A 21,952-nucleotide genomic window follows, 5' to 3' on the forward strand; every position below is an offset into this window, starting at 1 on the left:
TTAGATTACAATATAAAATCTAAATAATTTGACTTATTTATTACCTCAAAATTAGCTTCTGGATACGCTTTGGCGAAAGCCGTAGGAACTTTAGCTTTTTTGTTCTCATTCCATTTAAATTCAAAGCCGGCCAATGATTGTCCCTTTTCTTCTAACCAGTCTAACTCTTGCTGGTCATAGGTGCGCCAAAAATAATTTTTAGTGTTCAATTTTTGATATTCTTGCTTCTTAATACGCTCTACAGCCAAATAGTTTTCCCATAAATCACCAACATCTGTTCTTGATTCTAATCGGTTGAAATTATTTATAATTCCGTTTCTGATACCGTTATCATAAAAATACCAACGACTTGATTTTACAATTTCTTTTCGAAGATTACGACTAAATCCTTCTACTTTAAAAATGATAAACACCTTAGACAATAAGTCTAAATAATTAACAACCGTATTTTTGGATAATTGCAATTGATTCGCTAACTCTTGTATTGAAACTTCCTTGCCAATCTGGAAAGCAATCAACCGCAGTAAATTATATATTTTATCGGCATGTTTTATCCCTTCAAAAACAAGGATATCCTTAAGTAAGTAGGAATTAATTATTTCGAATAAATACTCTTTTTTTTCTTCCCAATCAGGATATTGCATTAACTCGGGATAACTACCAAAGAGCAGTCTTTCTTCTAATTTTTCTATGGTTTGCTTATAATTTTCTTGTATTGAAAACTCTAATTGTGCCAGCGGATAAAGGTATAAGGTATTTTTACGGCCTACTAATGGTTCGCCTAATGTGTTGTTTAAATCGAAAATAGAAGAACCTGTAGCTATAATTTTAATACCTTCAATACTATCAACAATCAACTTTAAAATCAAACCAATTTCAGGAATTGTTTGGGCTTCATCAATAACTAATAAATCTATATTAGCTAATAATCGTTTGTAATTAACCACCGACCGCTCTTTGAGTAAATTAGCGTCATTAATATCCTCTCCATTTAATTGTAAATAGGTCGGTGATGGAATATTTTCTAAATAATTTTTAATCAATTCTGTTTTACCAACACGTCGTGCACCTAGTAAAATCAATACTTTATTAGGTAGTACTTTTTTACTAAAGGAATCAAAAATCGCTCTTTTTAAATGACTTTTCATTTATTTTGAATTATAAACACAATTCAAATATACATAAAAAATAATAATTCAGTCAGTACATTGACTGAATTTACATTAATTCAGTCAGTACAATAATTAAATTAACGTTAATTCAGTCAATAGAAATAAAAAACGAGCCTAGTTTAAAACTCAGCTCGTCTAAAATAATTGGGCCTTGGCCCGCAATTTTTTTATAAAATCCTTATTAACAAGAAATTTTATTCACTCTATTTTGATGTCTTCCTCCTTCGAATTCAGTAGCTAGAAAAGTTTCTACAATTTCTACTGCTTGCGGAATAGAGGTAAAACGAGCAGGAATACTTACAATATTAGCATCGTTATGTAAACGTGTTAAATATGCAATCTCTTTAGTCCAACATAAACCAGCTCTCACTTTAGGATGTTTATTTACTGTCATTGCAATTCCATTTCCGCTTCCGCAAATAACGATCCCAAAATCTGCTTTTCCTTCAGTAACGTCTGTAGCTACAGGATGTCCAAAATCAGGATAATCTACACTATCTTCTGAATCTGTTCCATAATTAGTTACTTCGTGACCCTTTGTTATAAGCATTTCAACAATGGCTTTTTTATAATCTGGTCCAGCGTGATCGTTCCCTATTGAGATTTTCATTTTATATCTGTTAAGTTGTGTGGTGCAAATTTACCAAAAGATTATTGGATATTATAAATGAAGCTTTTGTTTATTTGTTAAAAAAATAAAGTCCTTTAAAAAGTATCTATTTACATGTATTATAACTATCAGATTGCTATCTATTTATGAGTTATCCACAATTTTCATAAATACATAAATCATTGATAATCAATAAATAATTCGAAAATAAAATGTTAATATTTTACATTGTTAATAGTGAAACGCAATTGCTTGATATTCAGTTAACTTTAAATTAATATTAAATGTTAATAACTTCGGATAGAATATTAGAAGTATTTTTTGGTTCTATTGAAAAAATAAGTAATCCAAAACCCACTTTTAAAAACCTAATTTAGTTTGTTGAATTTTTAGAAAAGTTATTAATACTTAAAATAGGTTTATCAACAAAAATAAAAAAAATACTTATTTACAAATTCAAATAATTTTAGTTTATTAACTGTTGTTAATTAAAATATAGTAACTCTTTAAAACTAAAGACTTAGATAAAAATAACTATGTTAATAACTATAAATAACATACTATAACTTGATATCATAGCTTTTTAAAATAAATTTATAGTAGCTATTAACATGCTATAATACCCATTAATAAATAATTTAAATTTAATTTTTCTTTTTGTTGTATTATATATGTGTTGACAACTTTCAAAAAAATTAGACAATTTTTAAATTGTTATCGTACTTCATTTCTTGAAGAATAGTTTTGACACTTGAAAAATCGTTAGGATGAATTTTAAGTTGGATTCCTCCCAAAGCGGTTGAGTACATTGGTGCAAAAGAAGACATAATTTCGTTTTGAAAATAGTATTGCAATCCTTCTTGATCCAATCGATGTTTCAGTATTTCAATTTCATGAATGTAGTCAAAAACGGCGATAGTGATAAATGCTTCCATAATTTGATTCTTTGTATAAAGATACAACTATCTAGTGAAAGTTATATTTTCTTTAAAACTGACCGCTATTTTCTTATAACTGTTAACTATTTTGTAATTTTCGACTTTTAAGAAAAGATTTATGAGTAAAAGATTAAGAAAGCCGGTAAAAAAAGAGAAAGAGTTCTCTGAACAAATTATAAAAATACTATCGCAAAGTGCTAATAAAGCATTCAATTATAAACAAATAGGAGCAAAGTTGGAACTTGATGATACACAAAGTAGAAATCAAATTATTAAAGATTTAAAGATTCTTGCTTCTCAAAACAAAATTATCGAGTCGGAACCTGGAAAATATTTAATTAAAGCCGCCAGTAAAGAATATTACGAAGGTAAAATAGACATGACGGGCCGTAAAACAGCTTATTTTGTCTGTGCTGAATTAGAGGAAGATGTATTTATTCCAACGAATAATTTAAATCATGCTTTAGATAAAGACATTGTCAAAGTATATGTTTATAACCGAAGAAAAGGGAAAAGACCTGAAGGTGAGGTTATTGAAGTTATCGAACGAAATAAAACTGATTTTGTTGGAGTGATTGACATCCAAAAGAATTTCTCTTTTGTTTCAACAGCCAACCCAAAAATGTATACCGATATTTTTATTCCAAAGGATAAAATAGGAGAAGCAGAGCAAGGAGATGTTGTTTTAGTTCATATCGAAGATTGGCCTTCCAGAGCCGATAGTCCTTTTGGAAAAGTAATAAAAGTACTAGGTAAACCTGGAGAGCACGATACGGAAATTCATGCTATTTTAGCCGAATATGGTTTACCATCAGAGTTTCCTATTGAAGTAGAAACGTATGCACAAAAAATTGATACTTCAATTACTGAAACTGAAATTGCTAATCGTCGTGATATGCGTGATACACTAACATTCACCATTGATCCAAAAGATGCAAAAGATTTTGATGATGCTTTATCATTTAAAAAATTAGAAAATGGAAATTACGAAATAGGAATTCATATTGCCGATGTTTCGTATTATCTAGAAGAAGGAACAATACTAGATGATGAAGCCTATCAACGTGCAACATCAGTCTATTTAGTAGATAGGGTAGTACCTATGTTACCTGAAGTATTGTCTAATTTTGCTTGTTCATTACGTCCACAAGAAGAAAAATATACTTTTTCAGCTGTTTTTGAAATTTCAGAAAAATGTGAGGTTATTAACCAATGGTTTGGTCGAACAGTAATCTATTCAGATCAACGATTTGCTTATGAAGAAGCGCAATACATCATCGAAACGAAAGACGATACCATTCCGGAAGAAATTTCGATTACAGGTAGTTCATATCAAGTTTCTCCTGAAATTGTCGCAGCAACGCTAAAATTAGATGAATTAGCTAAGATTTTTAGAAGAAAAAGAATGCAAGATGGCGCTATCTCATTTGATAAAGTGGAAGTAAAATTCAATTTAAGTGAAGAAGGCGAACCAGAAGGTGTTTATTTTAAAGTGTCTAAAGATGCCAATCATTTGATTGAAGAGTTTATGCTTTTAGCCAATAAAAAAGTAGCAGAATTTATTGGAAAACAAAAGAAAACATTCATTTATAGAATCCATGATGAGCCAAATGAAGATAAACTTTTTGCTATGCAAGCGCTTATTTCTAAGTTTGGTTATAAAATAGATTTTCAGCAAGGTTCTATTTCCCAAGCTTTAAACAAATTAATGGAAGATGTAAATGGTAAAAAAGAGCAAAATTTAATTGATACTTTGGCTATTCGTTCGATGAGTAAAGCCAAATATTCTACAGACAATATTGGTCACTACGGATTAGCATTCGATTATTATTCTCATTTTACTTCACCTATTCGTCGTTATCCTGACGTTATGGTACACCGTTTGCTACAGTTTTATTTAGATGGAGCTAAATCGGCCGATGAAGAATTGTATGAAACCAAGTGTTTGCATTGTTCTACTATGGAAGGTTTAGCAACTAATGCCGAAAGGGATTCTATCAAGTACATGCAGGTAAAATACATGCAAGATCATCAAGATCAAGAGTTTTTAGGTGTAATTTCAGGAGTGACTGAATGGGGAATTTATGTTGAAATTATAGAAAACAAATGTGAAGGAATGGTGCGTATTCGGGATATAAAAGACGATTATTACACCTTTGATGAAAAACAATATGCATTGGTTGGAGCAACTTCAAATCAATTATTACAATTAGGAGACGAAATCTTCGTTAAGGTTAAAAATGCCGATTTAGTTAAAAAACAATTGGATTTTAATTTTTTAAGAAGAATTGATGAACCTGTAAAATAAACAAATTATGAAAAAAGTATTGATTTTAACTCTTGCATTAGTAGTTCAAACTACTTTTGCTCAAGTCACTAAGAACATTGGTGACTTTAATACTATTAAAGTTTTTGATAAACTGAATGTTAAATTAATTTCGTCCTCAGAAAATAAAGCAATTATTACTGGAGATAGGGAAGATGAAGTTGAGTTTGTAAATAATAATGGAGAACTTAAAATAAGAATGCCATTTCCTAAATTATTATCAGGAAATGATATTTCTATCAAATTGTATTTTAAAAACATTGATGGAATAGCAGCTAGTGAAGGTTCTTATGTTTCAAGTGATGGTGTTTTTAAAGAAACTATCTTAGATTTAAATGTTAGAGAAGGAGCAGAGATCAATTTACAATTAGATGGAACTAAAAAAGTAAATGTAAAAGCCGTTAGTGGTGGGATAATAGAATTATCCGGGACTGCTGTTAATCAAGATGTAGTAATTATGTCTGGAGGTGTTTTAAAAGCCAAAGAATTAGAGACATCACAAACCTCAATAAACGTTTCTGCAGGAGGAAATGCTGAAATTAATGCTAGTGTATTAGTGGATGCAAAAGTAAAGGCTGGTGGAGCTATTTATGTGTATGGAAAACCAGAACAGATAAATAAAGAAACCCTTTTTGGTGGAAAAATTATAGAAAAAAATTAAATTGCAATCTTTTTATTCCAAAACAAATTTCAATTATTAATGGTTAACGATATTTTATCAGGTATTCCTTGGGGAATTTTCTTAAGCTTTATGATAGGTCCCGTTTTTTTTATTTTACTTGAAACAAGTATAATAAAAGGATTTAGAGCGGCTTTAGTTTTTGATTTAGGTGTGGTCTTAGGTGATATTTGTTTTATTGGAATTGCATATTTAGGTAGTTTTAGATTAATTCAAAGTTTAAAAGACAAACCTGCTCTTTTTATATTTGGAGGTATTTTAATGTTGGCTTATGGTGTTATTTCGTTCATTAGTTTACGAAAAGAAAAAAAAATAAATACTGCAGAAATTGACAAAGAAATCATCAAAAAAAATTACTTAAGTCTTTTTATAAAAGGATTCTTTTTAAACATTATTAACATTGGAGTATTAGGATTTTGGTTAGCTATTATTATTTCTGTTGGTCCAAAATTAGATATGGAAAATTCCAGAATGTTAACTTTTTTTAGTACTGTAATCATCACTTATTTATTGGTTGATTGTATTAAAATATTATTAGCTAAACAATTAAAAACGAAGATGACACCCACTAATATTCTTAAAATAAAAAAAGGAATAAGTGTAGTTCTAATGGTTTTTGGAGTAGTGTTAATAACTCAAGGCTGGTTTCCAAAAGAAAAAGAAATGGTTAAAAACGCTTTTCAGAAAATAGAAAAACAACATTAAATTTTTATAAAATAGATGTAAACCGCTCTAATTGAGCGGTTTTTTTATGTTTAAAAATGTATTGAATTAAGGTTTAAACATTGTAATATTAAGAAAAGTTACGTTTTATAAATAGCTTTTATTATGTCAATAGTTTTAAAAGTAAGTAATTTTTTTGTTTCCTTTTCGAATATCTGCGAAACAATTCTTTAAAAATTAGATATAAAAAAAGAGATACATTGCTGTATCTCTTTTGAGGCATCGTGCGGATTCGAACCGCAGTAGGAGCTTTTGCAGAGCCCAGCCTAGCCACTCGGCCACGACGCCATTGTTTAATGGACTGCAAAAGTAACTAAAATCTCCAAAGTTTAAAACTTTTAGTCCAAAAGTTTTGTTTTTAACTTCTATATTCTTCTAATTCTATTGTAACTGATTCTACATCACCACCAATAGGAGGGTTTAGTTTTGATACACCAAGAAGGATTCTTGAAACTTCGGGAATTTCATTAAAAACTCTTGTTATGATTCGATGACCTACATGTTCTAATAAATGGGAACGAATCTCCATTTCTTCAACTACAATTCGGTTTAATAGAACATAATCTACCGTATCATGTAGATCATCACTGATACATGATTTTCTTAAATCGGTTTTAATTTCTAAGTCAACGGAGTAATCTGAACCAATTTTTCCTTCTTCTATCAAACAACCGTGATAAGAATAGGTGCGTATATTTTTTAGTTTAATAGTTCCCATTTTAATTTTTTATTTAATGTTAGCAGTTTACTGTTTCTTGTGTTAACTTTAAACGTTAATCCTTAAACTTTTTTTTACCTTTGCTAAAATAAAACAAAATAATGTCAACTGAAGATAAATCACTCCATTTTATAGAACAAATCATAGAGGAAAACCTAACTGATGGATTTCCAAAAGATAAACTCCGTTTCCGTTTTCCGCCAGAACCTAATGGTTATTTACATATTGGTCATGCTAAATCGATTTGTTTGCAATTTGGATTGGGTTTACGTTATAATGCACCTGTAAATTTACGTTTTGATGATACAAATCCTGCTAAAGAAGAGCAGGAGTATGTAGATGCTATTAAAGAAGATTTGCAATGGTTGGGTTTTAAGTGGGATGAAGAACATTATGCTTCTGATTATTTCCAACAATTATACGATTGGGCGATTATCATGATCAATAAAGGGAAGGCTTATATTGACAGTCAATCATCCGAAGATATGGCTACTCAAAAAGGAACTCCTACACAACCAGGTGTTGATGGACCTTATAGAAATCGTTCTATCGAGGAGAATTTGACTTTATTTGAAGGAATGAAAAACGGTGATTTTCCAGAAGGAAGTCATGTTTTACGTGCCAAAATTGATATGACTTCTACTAATATGTTAATGCGTGATCCATTAATGTATCGTATTTTACATCGTCATCATCATAGAACTGGAAACGATTGGAAAATCTATCCTATGTATGATTATGCTCATGGCGAAAGTGATTATATAGAACAAATTTCGCACTCTATTTGTACGCTAGAATTTGTAATGCATAGAGAATTATACAATTGGTTTTTAGATCAAATTTACGATGATACTAAGGTGAAACCACATCAATATGAATTTGCTCGTTTGAACTTGAATTATACAGTGATGAGCAAACGTAAGTTATTACAATTGGTTCAAGAAAACATTGTAAATGGTTGGGATGATCCTAGAATGCCTACTATTTCTGGATTAAGAAGAAGAGGATATACCGCTAATTCTATCCGTAAATTTTGTGATACGATTGGTGTTGCTAAAAGAGAAAATATTATTGATGTTTCTCTTTTAGAATTTTGCTTACGCGAAGATTTAAATAAAACGGCTCCTAGAGTGATGGCAGTTTTAGATCCTGTTAAAGTTATTATTACTAATTATCCAGAAGGAAAAGAAGAATCATTAGAAGCAGAAAATAATCAAGAAGATGAAACTGCAGGTTTTAGACAAGTTCCTTTTTCTAGAGAATTATATATTGAAAGAGAAGACTTTTTAGAAGTGGCTCCAGCCAAATTTTTCCGTTTAAGTTTAGGTAATGAAGTGCGTCTTAAAAATGCCTATATCATTAAAGGAGAAAGTGTTGTAAAAGATAGTGAAGGAAATATTACTGAAATTCATGTTACTTATGATACGGATTCTTTAAGTGGGAGTGGGAGTGAAGCATCTAAACGTAAAGTAGCGGGAACCTTGCATTGGGTTTCTATTAAACATGCCGTTCCAGCTGAAGTTCGTTTGTATGATCGTTTATTTATAGATGAAGCACCAGACAGTCATAAAGATAAAAACTTTCTTGATTTCATGAACAAAACTTCTCTTGAAACGGTTACGGGATATGTTGAACCTAGTCTAGCAACTGCTGTTAGTGGAGATAAATTCCAATTTCAACGATTGGGTTATTTCAATGTGGATAAAGATTCAACTCCTTCTAAATTAGTATTTAATAAAACAGTTGGTTTAAAAGATGCCTGGGAAGAAAAAGGAAAGAAAGAACTAAATAGTATTAATAACTCATTAAAAGACATCAATAAATATTTTAAAGTAGCTACTAAACCGGAACGTTTGGCTATTGAAAATAGTATTGGTGAAACCCTAGCAGCGATTGCGAATTATAGTTTATTACAAAATTCTTTCAAAAAGAATATTAACAATAATAAAGCTTCGTTGTTGTTTGCTAATTTTATTTTAAAATATTCCAATTTAAAATCAGCCGATTTTGATAAAGAAGAACTTTCTAAATTATTTTTAATGTCTTTGAGAAGTGAATCTACATTTGTACGATCTAAAACACTTTTGAATTTAAGAGACCTTGATTATGATTTAGATTTTGTAAATTCATTTAAAGAGGAGATTTTAAAACTAAAATCAAATCCAACCAAAAGTACTACCGAAAGAGAATCGGAGATTATAGACCAAGTACTTCATCAATTATAATTATCAAAAACACCTTTATTTAAGGTGTTTTTTTATTATTGATATTTTCTATACTTTTTATAAAAAACATCAGATTTAGTAATTAAAAACAGCTTTAAAAGAACGTTTTTAAAGCCTTTTTATATTTTAACGTTATCTTATATGATTTATGTTTTTTTATCCTTCTATAATCTTTATAATCGTTTTTAGCACAATTATTCTCACTTTAACGGCTTGTTAACAGCGTTATGTTAATAAAATAGCTAACTTTATAAAAAGTATAAATTTTAAAAATAGAGTTATGTCAAATAGTACAGGAAATACATTATTAGCCATTTTAACTGGTGCTGCTATTGGAGCTGGAATAGGAATTTTATTTGCTCCAGATAAAGGTTCAAAAACAAGAGGAAAAATTAAAGACGGATATAAAGATGCGCAAAAGGATTTTAAATATAAATTAGATGATCTTTCTGGTGAAATGAAACACAAACTAAAAAGTGCTAAATTAGATTTAGAAGAAACGTATGTTGATTTACTTTCTGATATGAGTCACAAAACTGAAGATGTTATTTCTTTTCTGGAAATAAAATTGGCCGAATTAAAAGAACAAAATGCCAAGCTTCAAAAATAAACGAATAGAATTTAAAAAAATCAAAATATGGCTTTTGAAGAATTAAAAGAAAATTCAGAGAATATTCAGGAACATGTTACTAAATACTTAGAAAATAGTCTTGAGTATTATAAATTACGTAGTTTCAAGATGGCGATGAAATCGACTACAGCATTTTTAAAATTTTCATTAATTTTATTAGGTATTGCTATGGTTTTATTCTTTTGTTCCTTTGCTCTAGCTTTTGCTATTGGAAATTATTTTGATAGTTATCCTTTGGGTTTTTTAATTGTAGGAGGGATATATTTTTTCTTTACTATGCTGTTATTTTTAATAAAAGATAAAATGATTGAAGGACCTCTTTTAGAGAAATTTTCAGAAATATTTTTTAACGACTAAATTATGGGAACAAGAAAATATTCGTCTTATGCTCAGATTGATAGAGAACTAGAAATTTTAAAAATTGAGAAGGAAATAAACCTTCAAAAAATCCATTTAGAGATACAAGGTGTAAAAGAGAATTTAGAGCCAAAAAACATCATGAAAAATGCTGTAAGTGGTATTGTAAGCTCATTTAGTCCAAGTATTCCAGGACCTTATGGAAAGATTATAGGATTAGCATTTCCATTTATAACAAAATGGATATTTAAAAAAAGAGGCCGTTAAGCCTCTTTTTTGTTGTTGTTATATTTCTTCTTCTGCTTCATCTTCTTCTCTTGAAGGTTCAATTTCTTTTACTTCTTTCTTCGCTTGTTTTCTATTTGTTTTTTTCATCATTTCTCCCACTTGATTGGATGCACTAAATGAAGCTACCATGTTATTTAGCATTTCGCTTCCTGCTTGTGGTGAATTAGGTAATAAAATTAAATTTGAATTGGAGTCTGCGCCAATGGCTTGTAATGTGTCGTAATGTTGCGTAACTACTATAAGGGCCGAGGCTTCTTGTGAGTTTATTCCAACTCTATTCAGTACATCCACACTTTCAACTAATCCTCTTGCAATCTCTCTTCTTTGATCAGCAATACCTTGTCCTTGTAAACGCTTACTTTCGGCTTCTGCTTTGGCTTTGGCAACAATTCTAATTCTAGATGCTTCTGCTTCAAATTCAGCTACTGTTTTCTCTCTATCAGCAGCATTTATTCTGTTCATGGCGTTTTTAACTTGAATATCTGGATCAATATCAGTAACTAAAGTATTGATGATAGTGTAACCGTAAGTGGTCATAGCTTCATTCAATTCTCTTTTTACTGCAATAGCAATATCATCTTTTCTTTCAAATACATCATCCAGTTTTAGTTTTGGAACTTCGGCACGAACCACATCAAATACATAAGAGGTGATTTGATCATGTGCATATTCAAGTTTATAAAAGGCATCATACACGGTATCTTTTACAACCATAAACTGTACTGAAACTTTAAGTTTTACAAATACGTTGTCTTTTGTTTTGGTTTCGATAATAACATCCAGTTGTTGGATTTTTAGATTTACGCGTCCTGCAACTCTATCAATCAATGGAATTTTTAAATGTAAACCCGATTGTCTTACGCTGTGAAATTTTCCAAATCGTTCTATAATTACTGACGATTGTTGTTTGACAGTAAAGAAGGAGGAGAGTAAGATAAAGAATCCAAAAACAAGAATAATAAGTAATGCAATGTTCATAATTATATAATTTAGTTTAAAAATTACTGTTAAATTACGAAAAATCTTTAGGTTTGTGTTAGTTTACTGTTATTATATGAAAAAGCTAGTTACATCCTTCGTTTTATTTTTTTTTACTTGTATAACATTTGCCCAGTATGGCTATAGGGATTCTAATAGAATTGGAATTACTGTTGGTGTAAATCAATTTACCTTAAACACCAATAACTTTCAAACAAAACCTGATTTGGGTTGGAATACGGGGCTTTCCGTTCGAGGAAATTTCTACGACAATTGGGATATGGTTTATTCAATTCAGTTTTCAGAAAACAATTTTTTAGTTCAAACAAATAATGTTGGATTTGGGCATAAAGATGTAAACTATAAATTACCTTCAGCTCAAATTTCATTGCAATTAAGTTTTGTTTTAGTTGAAAATGTGTTGAGTGTTGAGTTTGGCCCAATTGTACAAATAAACGGAAAATTTAAAATCAAACCCGAAGAAGAGAATAATGTTATTTCAGGAACTACTTTATTAGCTAAAGATATTGTGGATATTTCTAAGTTTAATTTTTATCCAACAGTTGGATTAACTACTGGAGTGAAACATTTCCGATTTAATGTGTCCTATCAATATGGTGTCAATAATATGCTAGGGAATTTAAATTCTAAAAATTTAGGATATGATTTTAAAGGAAACCCAGGAATTCTGAATGGTAATATTCTATTGTATTTATAAAAAAAGTCCCGAGTTTATCGGGACTTTTTTTGTTTTTATAAAGTAGCTATTGCTTTTTGAATTCTTTTTATCGTTTCGTCTTTACCAATGACTTCTACGATATCAAATAGGTGCGGACCTTTTAACGCACCAACTAAGCTCAATCGGAAAGGTTGCATTACTTTACCCATTCCTATTTCGTTTTTCGTCATCCAGTCTTTAACAATCGTTTCTATGTTCATCGAGGTAAAATCGGTAATTTCTTCAACAACCGAAATCAATTCTTGCATTAATGCAGGAGTATCTTCCTTCCAGTTTTTTCTTGCTTTTTCATCATAGGTTGTAGGAGCCACAAAAAAGAAATCACTCATTTCCCAAAATTCAGATACAAAATGTGCTCTTTCTTTGATTAAAGAAACCACTTTTGTCACGACATTTTCATCTACTGTAAATCCTTTTTCTTTTAAAATAGGAGTGAAGGCTTTAGCCAAAGTAGGATCATCTGCCTTGATTAAATACTGGTGATTGAACCATTTGTTTTTTTCTGGATCAAATTTAGCACCCGCTTTATGTACTCTGTTTAAGTCAAATTTTTCAACTAATTCTTCTAAGGAGAATAACTCTTGTTCCGTTCCATCATTCCAACCTAATAAAGCCAAGAAGTTAACAACAGCTTCAGGAAAGAATCCGTTTTCTCTATAACCAGTTGAAATACCTTCTTCTGTTTTCCATTCTAATGGAAATACTGGAAAACCTAGTTTGTCTCCATCACGCTTTGATAATTTACCATTTCCAACAGGTTTTAAAATCAAGGGCAGGTGAGCAAATTCTGGTGCTTTCCAACCAAAAGCTCTGTATAATAAAACATGTAAAGGCATGGAAGGCAACCATTCTTCTCCACGGATTACATGCGAAGTTTCCATTAAATGATCATCTACAATATTTGCCAAATGGTAGGTTGGCATTCCATCACTTTTAAACAATACTTTATCATCCAGTAAACTAGTTTCAAATTTTACATCACCACGAATGATATCATGAAGTTGTAACGTTTCATCTACTGGTGTTTTAAAACGGATTACATAATGTTCTCCATTTGCAATTCTTTTAGCAGTTTCATCTGCTGAAATAACTAAAGAAGTATCTAGTTTTTCTCTATTTGTATGATTGTAAATGAATGTTTTCCCTTGTTCTTCTTCTGATTTTCTAAAAGCATCTAACGCTTCTGGAGTATCAAATGCGTAATAAGCCCAACCTGAATTGATTAATTGATCAGCGTATTCTTTATACAAATGTTTTCTTTCGCTTTGACGGTAAGGTCCAAACTTTTCGTTCTTTCCAATTGTTTCATCAGGGGCAATTCCTAACCATTCTAATGCTTCCATTATATATGCTTCGGCACCTGGAACAAAACGATTTTGATCTGTATCTTCAATTCTTAAATAGAAAGTTCCACCATTTTTTTTGGCAAACAAATAATTAAATAAAGCAGTACGTACACCGCCAATATGTAAAGGTCCTGTTGGACTTGGTGCAAAACGCACGCGAATTGGGTTTGACATTTTTGTAAATTTTGGTGCAAAGATACAATTTCAATTATTCAAATGGTTTATTTGAAATCGGGTAATTCCATCATTTTCAACTTTGCATCCTTTTAACATTTCTTTATTGACATGTAGCTATTTATTGTTTTTCATTGGTCATGTGTAATTCACATATTATGTTTCGTACTTTGAGTACTTTTTTCTGATGTTCATTTCATATAAATTGTTACTTTTATTGGTTATATAAAACAGTTATAGATTTTGGAGAATTCAAATTTTATTTATCAAAAATTAGAAGCTTTCATTAGAAAGTTTTATTTAAATGAATTGATACGAGGAATCGTTTTCTTTATCGGTTTGGGTTTGCTGTATTTTCTATTTACTCTTTTTGTAGAATATTTTCTTTGGCTTAAGCCAATAGGGAGGATGTTTTTGTTTTGGATTTTTCTTGGAGTTGAAGGGTTTCTTTTCCTTCGCTATATTCTGTTCCCAATTTTTAAATTGTTTAAATTTCAAAAAGGGTTAGATTATAAACAAGCGTCCCAAATTATTGGTAGTCATTTTGCAAATGTTAATGATACGTTGACTAATTTTATTCAACTTTCGGATGCTACGTCTATAAATTCTAAATCAGAATTGTTACTCGCATCAATCGAACAAAAGGCAAATGCTTTAGAACCGATTCCTTTTAGTAATGCAATTAATTTTAATTCGAATAAAAAGTATTTGCCATTAGCCATTATTCCTGTTTTGTTATTTAGTGCTTTTTTTGTATCCGGCAATAAAAGTATTATTTCTCAAAGTTTAAATAGAGTAGTGCACTTTAATACTGCATTTTTGCCACCAGCTCCATTTCAATTTATGGTGCTGAATTCCGCTTTACAAACAGAACAGAATAAGGATTTTATTCTTAGAGTAAAAACTATTGGTTCTGTTGTTCCTGAAAATGTTATGATTTTTATAGCTAACGAAAGTTATTTTTTAGAAAAAAACGGCAACGGCGAGTTTCATTTTAAAATAGCAAATCCTAGTACGGCTATTTCTTTTCATTTGGAAGCCAACACAGTTTCGTCTCCTGATTATGAGTTAAAAGTTATAGTTGTTCCATCTATTGTTGATTTTGAAATGCAATTGAATTATCCATCTTATTTAAATAAGAAATCAGAAGTAATTCAAGGAACAGGTAATGCAATTGTACCCGAAGGAACACGTGTTGTATGGAAAATGAAGACGCTGGCTACTGAAAATGTAGTGTGGTCTAGTGATAAGGTGGAATTTCCCTTTTCAAAAGAGGAAAACAAGTTTGTTTTGTCTAAAAATATACTTCAAAATACAGATTATCAAATTATTACCTCCAATAATAGAGTAAATAATTACGAAAAATTAAATTATCAGTTATCTATAATCAAAGATCAGTTCCCTGCCATACAAGTGCATACTGCACCGGATAGTTTAAACGTGGATCGCAACTATGTTTTAGGTCAAATTTCTGATGATTATGGATTATCAAAGCTTCAGGTTGTTTATTATCCTAAATCGAATCCCATCAATGTAAAACGTGGAACAATTGCAATAAAGTCATCACCATTTGATCAGTTCGTATTTTCTTTTCCTTCTAATCTTCCAGTGGAACAAGGTGTTTCTTATGAGTATTATTTTGAAGTTTTTGATAACGATGGAGTGCATAATTTCAAAAGTTCAAAATCATCTGTTTTTTCTAATCGTGTGGCTACAGATGAAGAGCAGAAAGATCAATTTTTGCAACAGCAAAATGATAATATCAAGGGTTTAGAAAATTCATTAAAAAATCAAAACAAGCAAATTTCGGAATTAGATAAACTTCAGAAATCGGGAAAGGAAAAAGACAAGTTTGAATTTAAAGAACAACAGGAAGTAAATGATTTTATCAAACGTCAAAAACAACAAGATGATTTGATGAAGCAATTTGCTGATAAAATGAAAGACAATCTTAATAAATTCAAATCAAAAGAAAAGGATGAGTTGAAGGAGGCTTTACAAAAGCGATTAGATAATGCCGATAAAGATTTAGAGAAGAACCAAAAATTATTAGATGAACTTAAAGATCTGAATGATAAAATTAAAAATGAAGAGTTGTTATCTAAGCTGGACAAATTCAAACAAAACAGTAAAAACCAAGTAAAAAATTTACAGCAATTGGTGGAGCTTACTAAGAAGTATTATGTAGATAAAAAGGCAGAACAGATTGCGGATAAGCTAGACAAACTTTCACAGAAGCAAGATCAATTGTCAGATAATGTAAAGGAGAATTCGTTAGATAAACAGAATGAAATTAATAAGGCATTTGACAAAATCCAAGAAGATCTGAAAGATTTAAAGAAAGACAATAAGGAGTTGAGGGCGCCACTTGATTTGCCTGATGACGCTGCCAATGAAAAGAATATTGATGATGATTTAAAGAAAGCTTCGGATGAACTGCAAAAAGACAATAAAGATAAGGCTAAGCCAAAACAAAAAAATGCGGCTAAGAACATGAAGTCTATGTCTAAGAAAATGGCGCAGAGTTTGGAGTCAAGTGAGATGGAACAATTAGATGAAGATGTAAAAATGTTGCGCCAAATTTTAGATAATTTATTGGCTTTTTCTTTGTCTCAAGAGGACTTAATGACGCAGTTTAAAAGTTTAAAAACAGGTTCTCCAGCTTTTAATAAAAAAATTAAATGGCAACAGGATTTAAAACAGCAGTTCAAGCATGTTGATGATAGTCTGTTTGCAATGTCACTTCGTAATCCTAAAATTGCCGAAGATGTTACTCGTGAAATAGGAAACATGCAATACAATATAGATAAGTCTTTGGAGAGTTTATCTGACTCTCAAATTCCAAAAGGGTTATCACATCAGCAATATACTATTTCTGCAGCTAATAAATTAGGTGATTTTTTAAGCGATATATTAAATAGCATGCAAATGTCTTTATCAGGAATGGGTTCAGGTAAACCAAAACCGGGTGAAGGGTCAGGGATGCAATTGCCAGATATAATTAAGAAGCAAGAAGGAATAGGAGAGAAGGTCAAGGAGGGAATGGGAGCTGGAAAGAAACTTGGCGAAGACAAAGAAGGGAAGCCTGGTGAGGGTTCTAAACCAGGAAAAGGAGATTCACAATCTGAGGAAGAAGGAGAAGGAAATGCTAAGGCAATAATGGAGATTTATAAAGAGCAACAACAACTTAGAGAGGCTCTAGAAAACGAGTTGAATAAACAAGGGCTCGGCAATCAAGGACAAAGTGTTTTAGAACAAATGAAACAAATTGAGAAGCAGTTGCTGAACAAAGGATTTAAGAATGAAACACTGCAAAAGATTCTTAATCTTAAGCAGGAATTATTGAAATTAAAAACAGCTGTTCAAGAGCAAGGGGAGGAAAATAAACGCCAATCACAAACAAATAAAAAAGACTTTAATAATGAATCTAAACCGTTACCAGACGCATTGTTAGATTATTTAAATACGATAGAGATTTTAAATAGACAATCATTACCTTTGCGCTCCAATTTCAACCAAAAGGTTCAAGAATATTTTAATAAAAAATGATCAATTTTAATTACGAAAACGAGTTTAATTTAGATAATGAAGAAGCAATCGCTAACTGGCTTTCTGCTGTAATTATTTCTGAAGGTAAAAAAGAAGGGGAGATTAATTATATCTTTTGCGATGATGAGTATTTACATAAAATAAATGTGGAATATTTAGATCATGATACATTGACTGATATTATAAGTTTTGATTACACAATGGGAAATGAAATTAGTGGAGATGTGTTTATATCTGTAGAGCGTGTGCAAGACAATGCTGTTGATTTTAATGTGGCTTTCGAAGAAGAATTGAGACGTGTTTTAGTCCACGGTGTGTTACATTATTGTGGCTATAAAGACAAAGGTGAGGATAACGAACGTTTAATGCGTTCCAAGGAAGATGAAAAAATCGCCATGTTCCACGTGGAACAGTAAATTCTTAAATTAGATATTCTTGGTTTTGTTTCACGTGGAACAATTCTTGTTGATTGTTTTTAGCGCGAATGTAGTTCCACGTGGAACAATGGAAGTTGTGCTTTTAGAAAAATAAAATAGTACTTAGATTTTAATACCATTCTCGACGAAGTCGAGTTAATTTATAAAGAAAATGTTTCAAGAAGAATATGATGTTATTGTAGTTGGTGCAGGGCACGCTGGTTCAGAAGCCGCTGCTGCCGCTGCAAATTTAGGTTCCAAAACTTTATTGGTAACAATGAGTTTGCAGAATATCGCGCAGATGTCTTGTAATCCTGCCATGGGTGGAATTGCCAAGGGGCAGATTGTTCGTGAGATTGATGCACTTGGTGGTTACTCTGGAATTGTTTCGGATCGTACGGCGATTCAATTCAAGATGCTTAACAAATCGAAAGGTCCTGCAATGTGGTCTCCTCGTGTTCAAAGTGACCGAATGCGTTTTGCTGAAGAGTGGAGGTTGATGTTGGAAGGAACGCCAAACTTGGATTTTTACCAAGAGATGGTGCAGGGTCTTATTATTGAAGACGGAAAAATAAAAGGAGTTCGTACTTCGCTTGGAATCGAAATCAAAGCGAAATCAGTTGTGTTGACTAATGGAACTTTTTTGAATGGTTTAATCCATGTTGGCGAAAAACAATTTGGTGGTGGTAGAGCAGGGGAAAGTGCTGCTTATGGAATCACCGAAGATTTGATAAAAGTAGGTTTTGAATCTGGTAGAATGAAAACTGGGACACCTCCTCGTGTGGATGGTCGTTCTCTTGATTTTACTAAAATGAATGAAGAAAAGGGTGATGCGAGACCAGATAAGTTTTCGTATTCGGATATAACTTCTCCGTTGGTTCATCAACGTTCTTGTCATATGACATATACATCTCTGGAAGTACATGATATTTTGCGTGAAGGTTTTGATCGTTCACCGATGTTTAATGGTCGTATAAAAAGTATAGGACCTAGATATTGTCCTTCTATTGAAGATAAGATAAATCGTTTTGCCGATAAAGAAAGACATCAGCTATTTATAGAGCCCGAAGGTTGGAAAACTTGTGAGGTTTATGTAAATGGTTTTTCTACTTCTCTTCCTGCAGATATTCAATTCAAAGCCATGCGTTCCGTTGTGGGTTTTGAGAAAGTACAGTTCTTGCGTCCGGGTTATGCAATCGAGTACGATTATTTTCCTCCTACACAATTAAAACATACCTTAGAAACTAAGTTGGTAGAAGGGTTGTATTTTGCGGGACAAATTAATGGAACTACAGGATATGAAGAAGCCGCCTCTCAAGGATTGATGGCTGGAATTAATGCGCATTTAAAAGTGCATGAAAAAGCGCCATTGATTTTAAAAAGAGACGAAGCTTATATTGGAGTATTAATTGATGATCTAATTACCAAAGGTACTGAAGAGCCGTATCGAATGTTTACCTCTCGCGCGGAGTATAGAACGTTGTTGCGTCAAGACAATGCTGATTTTAGGTTGACACCAATGTCACACGAAATTGGCTTGGCTTCTGAGGCACGTTTACGCAGAATGGAGCACAAATTGAAGGAGTCAGAAAAAATGGTTGCTTTCTTCCGAGAATCTAGTATTACAATGGCAGAAGCAAATCCAATTTTAGAATCAAAAGAAACTGCATTGATTTCGCAAGGAGATAAAATGTTTAAAATTTTCTCGCGTCCTCAAATCGATTTAGAGGATATGATGAAATTTGAAAAAGTAAAAACATATGTTTCCGAGAATGATGTGGATCAAGAAATATTAGAACAAGCCGAAATTCAAGTGAAGTATTCTGGTTACATAGAAAAGGAACGCAACAATGCGGATAAGCTAACTCGTTTAGAAGATGTGAAAATCCCAGAAGATTTTGATTATCATAAAATCAAATCCATGTCTATTGAAGCAAAGCAAAAGTTAACTAAGATACGTCCAGTAACTATTTCTCAAGCGTCAAGAATAAGTGGAGTTTCGCCAAGTGATATTTCGGTCTTGTTGATTTACATGGGGAGATAAGATTTTAGATTGCTGTAGTATTATTAGCGATTTCTGAGTTTTAGATCTGCAATCTAAAATCGTTAATCTACAATCTAAATTCATTTTGTTCCACGTGAAACTATTGCTGAAACCCTTGTTATTATTGAATAGTTTTAAAAATAAATAAAACACAACCCTAAAAGTATTTCTGTGCTTTTGGGGTTTGGTTTGAAAAAGTATAAATAGTATATAATTTAATAAATGGACATTTCTAATAAAAAACATTTCCTTACCGTAAAAGACCATTCCGTTTCAAAAGAAATTTTCGAATTATACTATGATGAAAATCTGGATATGTTAGTAACACATCCGCAACCTAGTTTAGACGTTTTAGGTAAGTATTATGAAAGTGAAGATTATATTTCTCATACGGATGGGAAACGTTCTTTATTTGAGAAAGCCTATCATTTTGTAAAAAGCATCGCTTTAAAAAACAAACTAGATTTAATCAATTCACTTCAACCAGCTAAAGGACGCATTTTAGATATTGGTGCAGGTACAGGTGATTTTTTATCGGTGGCCAAACAAAATGGTTGGGAAACAATTGGAGTCGAGCCAAGTGAAAAAGCAAAAGCTATAGCAAGTAAAAAAGGAGTTGCTTTTGTGGAAGAAACAAGAACTCTAGAAAATCAATCTTTTGATGTGATTACGATGTGGCATGTTTTGGAACATGTACCCGATTTGGATTTTCAAATAAAAGAATTGAAACGGTTATTAAAACCCAATGGATCTTTAATTATTGCGGTACCTAATTTTAAATCATTTGACGCAAAACATTATGGCGCGTTTTGGGCAGCATATGATGTACCGATTCATTTTTGGCATTTTTCTAAAAAAGCAATAAAATTACTTTTTGAAAAAGAAAACATACAATTGGAAAAAGTACTTCCTATGAAGTTTGATTCATTTTATGTTAGTTTACTTTCAGAAAAATATAAATCCGGAAAAATGAATTTTATAAAAGCATCTTTTGTTGGTTTATGGTCCAACTGGAAAGCAAAAGGTAGTTTTGAATATTCATCCCATATTTATGTTCTAAAAAACAACTAAAATCGATTTTAATATAGTTTTAAGACTCGATTGTTGCTTCAGACGTATATTTTGTTGGCTATTTTTAGATTTAAGCTTATTTTAACGCTATTAAAGCCGTTTTTTATAATTACAAATTATACTTTTGTTTTTTTTAATAGTAAAATCTAATAGTATAAATAAACTCGTAAAATCTAAACTTTTTTAGGTTACTATCTATTTTTTTATATTTTTGTCGTACACACATTAAATTACAAATAAACCAAAATGAAAAAAGTATTATTAATTATTGCAATTTCTATTTCAGTTGTTGCTTGTAACAAAACTGCAGAAGTTAAAGAAGTAAAAACAGCTTATGTAGATACTTCAGTATTAATGAAAGAATATACAGAAGCAAAAGATCTTGAAGCTAAATATAAAGCACAGTCTGCTGAAAAAGGAAGACAACTTGAAGCAGAGATTAATCGTTTCAAACAAGAAGCTGCCAATTTTCAATCTCAAGCGCAAGCGAATGGTCAAGAGTGGGCTCAGAAAAAAGGTGCTGAATTGCAAAAAAGAGAACAACAATTAGGGTATGCACAACAAGCTTTATCGCAACAATTGCAACAAGATAGTAGTGTTGAAATGGATACTTTAGTAAGTGGTGTTAAAAAATTCATCAAAGCATATGGTAAAGAAAAAGGGTACAGCTACATTTATGGTACTGGTGATGCTGCTTCTATTTTGTATGCTGAAGAGAAATATGACATTACAAAAGATATTGTTAAAGCATTAAATGACAAATACAAATCAGCTGCCAAAGCAGATGAAAAAGTAGAAGTTAAAGCTGATGCTAAAACAGAAACTAAAAAATAATTTTATTTTTAATTCGATTGAAACCTTCATTCTTTTATTAGAATGAAGGTTTTTTTTTGTTACGAATTGTATCTTTTGTTTTTATTTTATAATCTTAAAAAAAGGTACATTTACTTTGTTTTAATTCGGTTGAT

19 protein-coding genes and 1 tRNA gene are annotated in these 21,952 nt (G+C 31.1%); 13 read left to right on the forward strand and 7 right to left on the reverse strand.

All coding sequences use genetic code 11. The annotated features are described in order from the left end of the window. Window positions 1-5: 5 nt before the first annotated feature. From AB3G33_RS03805 to AB3G33_RS03815, 3 genes are all read right to left on the reverse strand, one after another. A complete protein-coding gene (locus tag AB3G33_RS03805) occupies window positions 6-1,148 on the reverse strand; it encodes an ATP-binding protein (protein ID WP_367772731.1) in 1,143 nt (380 codons plus the stop codon). Window positions 1,149-1,353: 205 nt separating this feature from the next. Further along, entirely contained in the window at window positions 1,354-1,782 is a 429-nt protein-coding gene (gene rpiB / locus AB3G33_RS03810; protein ID WP_367772733.1) for a ribose 5-phosphate isomerase B, read from the reverse strand. 695 nt (window positions 1,783-2,477) lie between these two features. Further along, window positions 2,478-2,717, reverse strand: a complete 240-nt coding sequence (locus AB3G33_RS03815; RefSeq protein WP_367756192.1) for a DUF2007 domain-containing protein — start codon at window positions 2,715-2,717, stop codon at window positions 2,478-2,480. Between the two features lie 121 nt (window positions 2,718-2,838). Here AB3G33_RS03815 and rnr point away from each other — a divergent pair, with 121 nt between their 5' ends. From rnr to AB3G33_RS03830, 3 genes are read left to right on the forward strand one after another with little or no spacing between them, the layout of a single operon-like run. Then, entirely contained in the window at window positions 2,839-5,028 is a 2,190-nt protein-coding gene (gene rnr, locus AB3G33_RS03820; protein WP_367772735.1) for a ribonuclease R, read from the forward strand. A gap of 7 nt (window positions 5,029-5,035) precedes the next feature. Beyond that, window positions 5,036-5,707: a head GIN domain-containing protein gene (locus tag AB3G33_RS03825; RefSeq protein WP_367772737.1), complete on the forward strand. Its 672-nt coding sequence runs from the start codon at window positions 5,036-5,038 to the stop codon at window positions 5,705-5,707. Window positions 5,708-5,746: 39 nt separating this feature from the next. Beyond that, on the forward strand, window positions 5,747-6,430 hold the full coding sequence (locus AB3G33_RS03830; RefSeq protein ID WP_367772739.1) for a LysE family translocator: 684 nt from the start codon (window positions 5,747-5,749) through the stop codon (window positions 6,428-6,430). Between the two features lie 235 nt (window positions 6,431-6,665). On the opposite strand, the gene AB3G33_RS03835 is transcribed toward AB3G33_RS03830, so the two are convergent. Both AB3G33_RS03835 and folB read right to left on the reverse strand, forming a co-directional pair. Further along, a tRNA-Cys gene (locus AB3G33_RS03835) sits at window positions 6,666-6,736 on the reverse strand. A 70-nt stretch (window positions 6,737-6,806) separates the two neighbouring features. After that, entirely contained in the window at window positions 6,807-7,166 is a 360-nt protein-coding gene (gene folB, locus AB3G33_RS03840) for a dihydroneopterin aldolase (RefSeq protein WP_367772741.1), read from the reverse strand. 101 nt (window positions 7,167-7,267) lie between these two features. On the opposite strand from folB, the gene AB3G33_RS03845 reads away from it, so the two are divergent. The 4 genes from AB3G33_RS03845 to AB3G33_RS03860 all read left to right on the forward strand — a co-directional run bounded on the left by AB3G33_RS03845 (window position 7,268) and on the right by AB3G33_RS03860 (window position 10,646). Beyond that, window positions 7,268-9,391 (forward strand): glutamine--tRNA ligase/YqeY domain fusion protein, encoded by a 2,124-nt coding sequence (locus AB3G33_RS03845; protein WP_367772743.1) that lies wholly within the window; start codon window positions 7,268-7,270, stop codon window positions 9,389-9,391. A gap of 280 nt (window positions 9,392-9,671) precedes the next feature. Beyond that, on the forward strand, window positions 9,672-10,001 hold the full coding sequence (locus AB3G33_RS03850) for a YtxH domain-containing protein (RefSeq protein ID WP_367772745.1): 330 nt from the start codon (window positions 9,672-9,674) through the stop codon (window positions 9,999-10,001). Between the two features lie 27 nt (window positions 10,002-10,028). Continuing rightward, window positions 10,029-10,379 (forward strand): competence protein, encoded by a 351-nt coding sequence (locus AB3G33_RS03855; RefSeq protein ID WP_367772747.1) that lies wholly within the window; start codon window positions 10,029-10,031, stop codon window positions 10,377-10,379. A 3-nt stretch (window positions 10,380-10,382) separates the two neighbouring features. Next, entirely contained in the window at window positions 10,383-10,646 is a 264-nt protein-coding gene (locus tag AB3G33_RS03860; RefSeq protein ID WP_367772749.1) for a DUF6327 family protein, read from the forward strand. An 18-nt stretch (window positions 10,647-10,664) separates the two neighbouring features. On the opposite strand, the gene AB3G33_RS03865 is transcribed toward AB3G33_RS03860, so the two are convergent. After that, window positions 10,665-11,645, reverse strand: coding sequence for an SPFH domain-containing protein (locus AB3G33_RS03865; RefSeq protein ID WP_367772751.1), 981 nt, complete (start codon window positions 11,643-11,645; stop codon window positions 10,665-10,667). A 76-nt stretch (window positions 11,646-11,721) separates the two neighbouring features. On the opposite strand from AB3G33_RS03865, the gene AB3G33_RS03870 reads away from it, so the two are divergent. Then, window positions 11,722-12,363, forward strand: coding sequence for a PorT family protein (locus tag AB3G33_RS03870; RefSeq protein ID WP_367772753.1), 642 nt, complete (start codon window positions 11,722-11,724; stop codon window positions 12,361-12,363). Window positions 12,364-12,398: 35 nt separating this feature from the next. Here the strand turns inward: AB3G33_RS03870 and gltX are convergent, their stop codons facing one another. After that, entirely contained in the window at window positions 12,399-13,904 is a 1,506-nt protein-coding gene (gene gltX / locus AB3G33_RS03875; protein WP_367772755.1) for a glutamate--tRNA ligase, read from the reverse strand. Window positions 13,905-14,147: 243 nt separating this feature from the next. Here gltX and AB3G33_RS03880 point away from each other — a divergent pair, with 243 nt between their 5' ends. The 5 genes from AB3G33_RS03880 (at window position 14,148) to AB3G33_RS03900 (ending at window position 21,818) form a co-directional block, all read left to right on the forward strand. Next, entirely contained in the window at window positions 14,148-17,453 is a 3,306-nt protein-coding gene (locus AB3G33_RS03880) for a hypothetical protein (RefSeq protein WP_367772757.1), read from the forward strand. After that, entirely contained in the window at window positions 17,450-17,869 is a 420-nt protein-coding gene (gene ybeY / locus AB3G33_RS03885; protein WP_367772759.1) for an rRNA maturation RNase YbeY, read from the forward strand. The genes AB3G33_RS03880 and ybeY overlap by 4 nt, the downstream gene beginning before the upstream one ends. A 172-nt stretch (window positions 17,870-18,041) precedes the next feature. Then, window positions 18,042-19,913 (forward strand): tRNA uridine-5-carboxymethylaminomethyl(34) synthesis enzyme MnmG, encoded by a 1,872-nt coding sequence (gene mnmG, locus AB3G33_RS03890; protein ID WP_367772761.1) that lies wholly within the window; start codon window positions 18,042-18,044, stop codon window positions 19,911-19,913. Window positions 19,914-20,135: 222 nt separating this feature from the next. Continuing rightward, entirely contained in the window at window positions 20,136-20,984 is an 849-nt protein-coding gene (locus tag AB3G33_RS03895; RefSeq protein ID WP_367772763.1) for a class I SAM-dependent methyltransferase, read from the forward strand. Between the two features lie 246 nt (window positions 20,985-21,230). Continuing rightward, entirely contained in the window at window positions 21,231-21,818 is a 588-nt protein-coding gene (locus AB3G33_RS03900) for an OmpH family outer membrane protein (protein ID WP_367772765.1), read from the forward strand. Window positions 21,819-21,952: the final 134 nt, after the last annotated feature.

Source organism: Flavobacterium sp. WC2421 (assembly GCF_040822115.1).
Lineage (GTDB): Bacteria > Bacteroidota > Bacteroidia > Flavobacteriales > Flavobacteriaceae > Flavobacterium.

Bases quoted from the DNA above. Each gene is read 5' to 3' on its own strand.
- AB3G33_RS03900 (WP_367772765.1), top strand. From the start codon at position 21,231: ATGAAAAAAGTATTATTAATTATTGCAATTTCTATTTCAGTTGTTGCT.
- AB3G33_RS03845 (WP_367772743.1), top strand. From the start codon at position 7,268: ATGTCAACTGAAGATAAATCACTCCATTTTATAGAACAAATCATAGAG.
- AB3G33_RS03860 (WP_367772749.1), top strand. From the start codon at position 10,383: ATGGGAACAAGAAAATATTCGTCTTATGCTCAGATTGATAGAGAACTA.
- AB3G33_RS03865 (WP_367772751.1), bottom strand. From the start codon at position 11,645: ATGAACATTGCATTACTTATTATTCTTGTTTTTGGATTCTTTATCTTA.
- ybeY (WP_367772759.1), top strand. From the start codon at position 17,450: ATGATCAATTTTAATTACGAAAACGAGTTTAATTTAGATAATGAAGAA.
- gltX (WP_367772755.1), bottom strand. From the start codon at position 13,904: ATGTCAAACCCAATTCGCGTGCGTTTTGCACCAAGTCCAACAGGACCT.
- AB3G33_RS03805 (WP_367772731.1), bottom strand. From the start codon at position 1,148: ATGAAAAGTCATTTAAAAAGAGCGATTTTTGATTCCTTTAGTAAAAAA.
- rpiB (WP_367772733.1), bottom strand. From the start codon at position 1,782: ATGAAAATCTCAATAGGGAACGATCACGCTGGACCAGATTATAAAAAA.
- rnr (WP_367772735.1), top strand. From the start codon at position 2,839: ATGAGTAAAAGATTAAGAAAGCCGGTAAAAAAAGAGAAAGAGTTCTCT.
- mnmG (WP_367772761.1), top strand. From the start codon at position 18,042: ATGTTTCAAGAAGAATATGATGTTATTGTAGTTGGTGCAGGGCACGCT.
- AB3G33_RS03855 (WP_367772747.1), top strand. From the start codon at position 10,029: ATGGCTTTTGAAGAATTAAAAGAAAATTCAGAGAATATTCAGGAACAT.
- AB3G33_RS03870 (WP_367772753.1), top strand. From the start codon at position 11,722: ATGAAAAAGCTAGTTACATCCTTCGTTTTATTTTTTTTTACTTGTATA.
- AB3G33_RS03830 (WP_367772739.1), top strand. From the start codon at position 5,747: ATGGTTAACGATATTTTATCAGGTATTCCTTGGGGAATTTTCTTAAGC.
- AB3G33_RS03895 (WP_367772763.1), top strand. From the start codon at position 20,136: ATGGACATTTCTAATAAAAAACATTTCCTTACCGTAAAAGACCATTCC.
- AB3G33_RS03815 (WP_367756192.1), bottom strand. From the start codon at position 2,717: ATGGAAGCATTTATCACTATCGCCGTTTTTGACTACATTCATGAAATT.
- AB3G33_RS03825 (WP_367772737.1), top strand. From the start codon at position 5,036: ATGAAAAAAGTATTGATTTTAACTCTTGCATTAGTAGTTCAAACTACT.
- folB (WP_367772741.1), bottom strand. From the start codon at position 7,166: ATGGGAACTATTAAACTAAAAAATATACGCACCTATTCTTATCACGGT.
- AB3G33_RS03850 (WP_367772745.1), top strand. From the start codon at position 9,672: ATGTCAAATAGTACAGGAAATACATTATTAGCCATTTTAACTGGTGCT.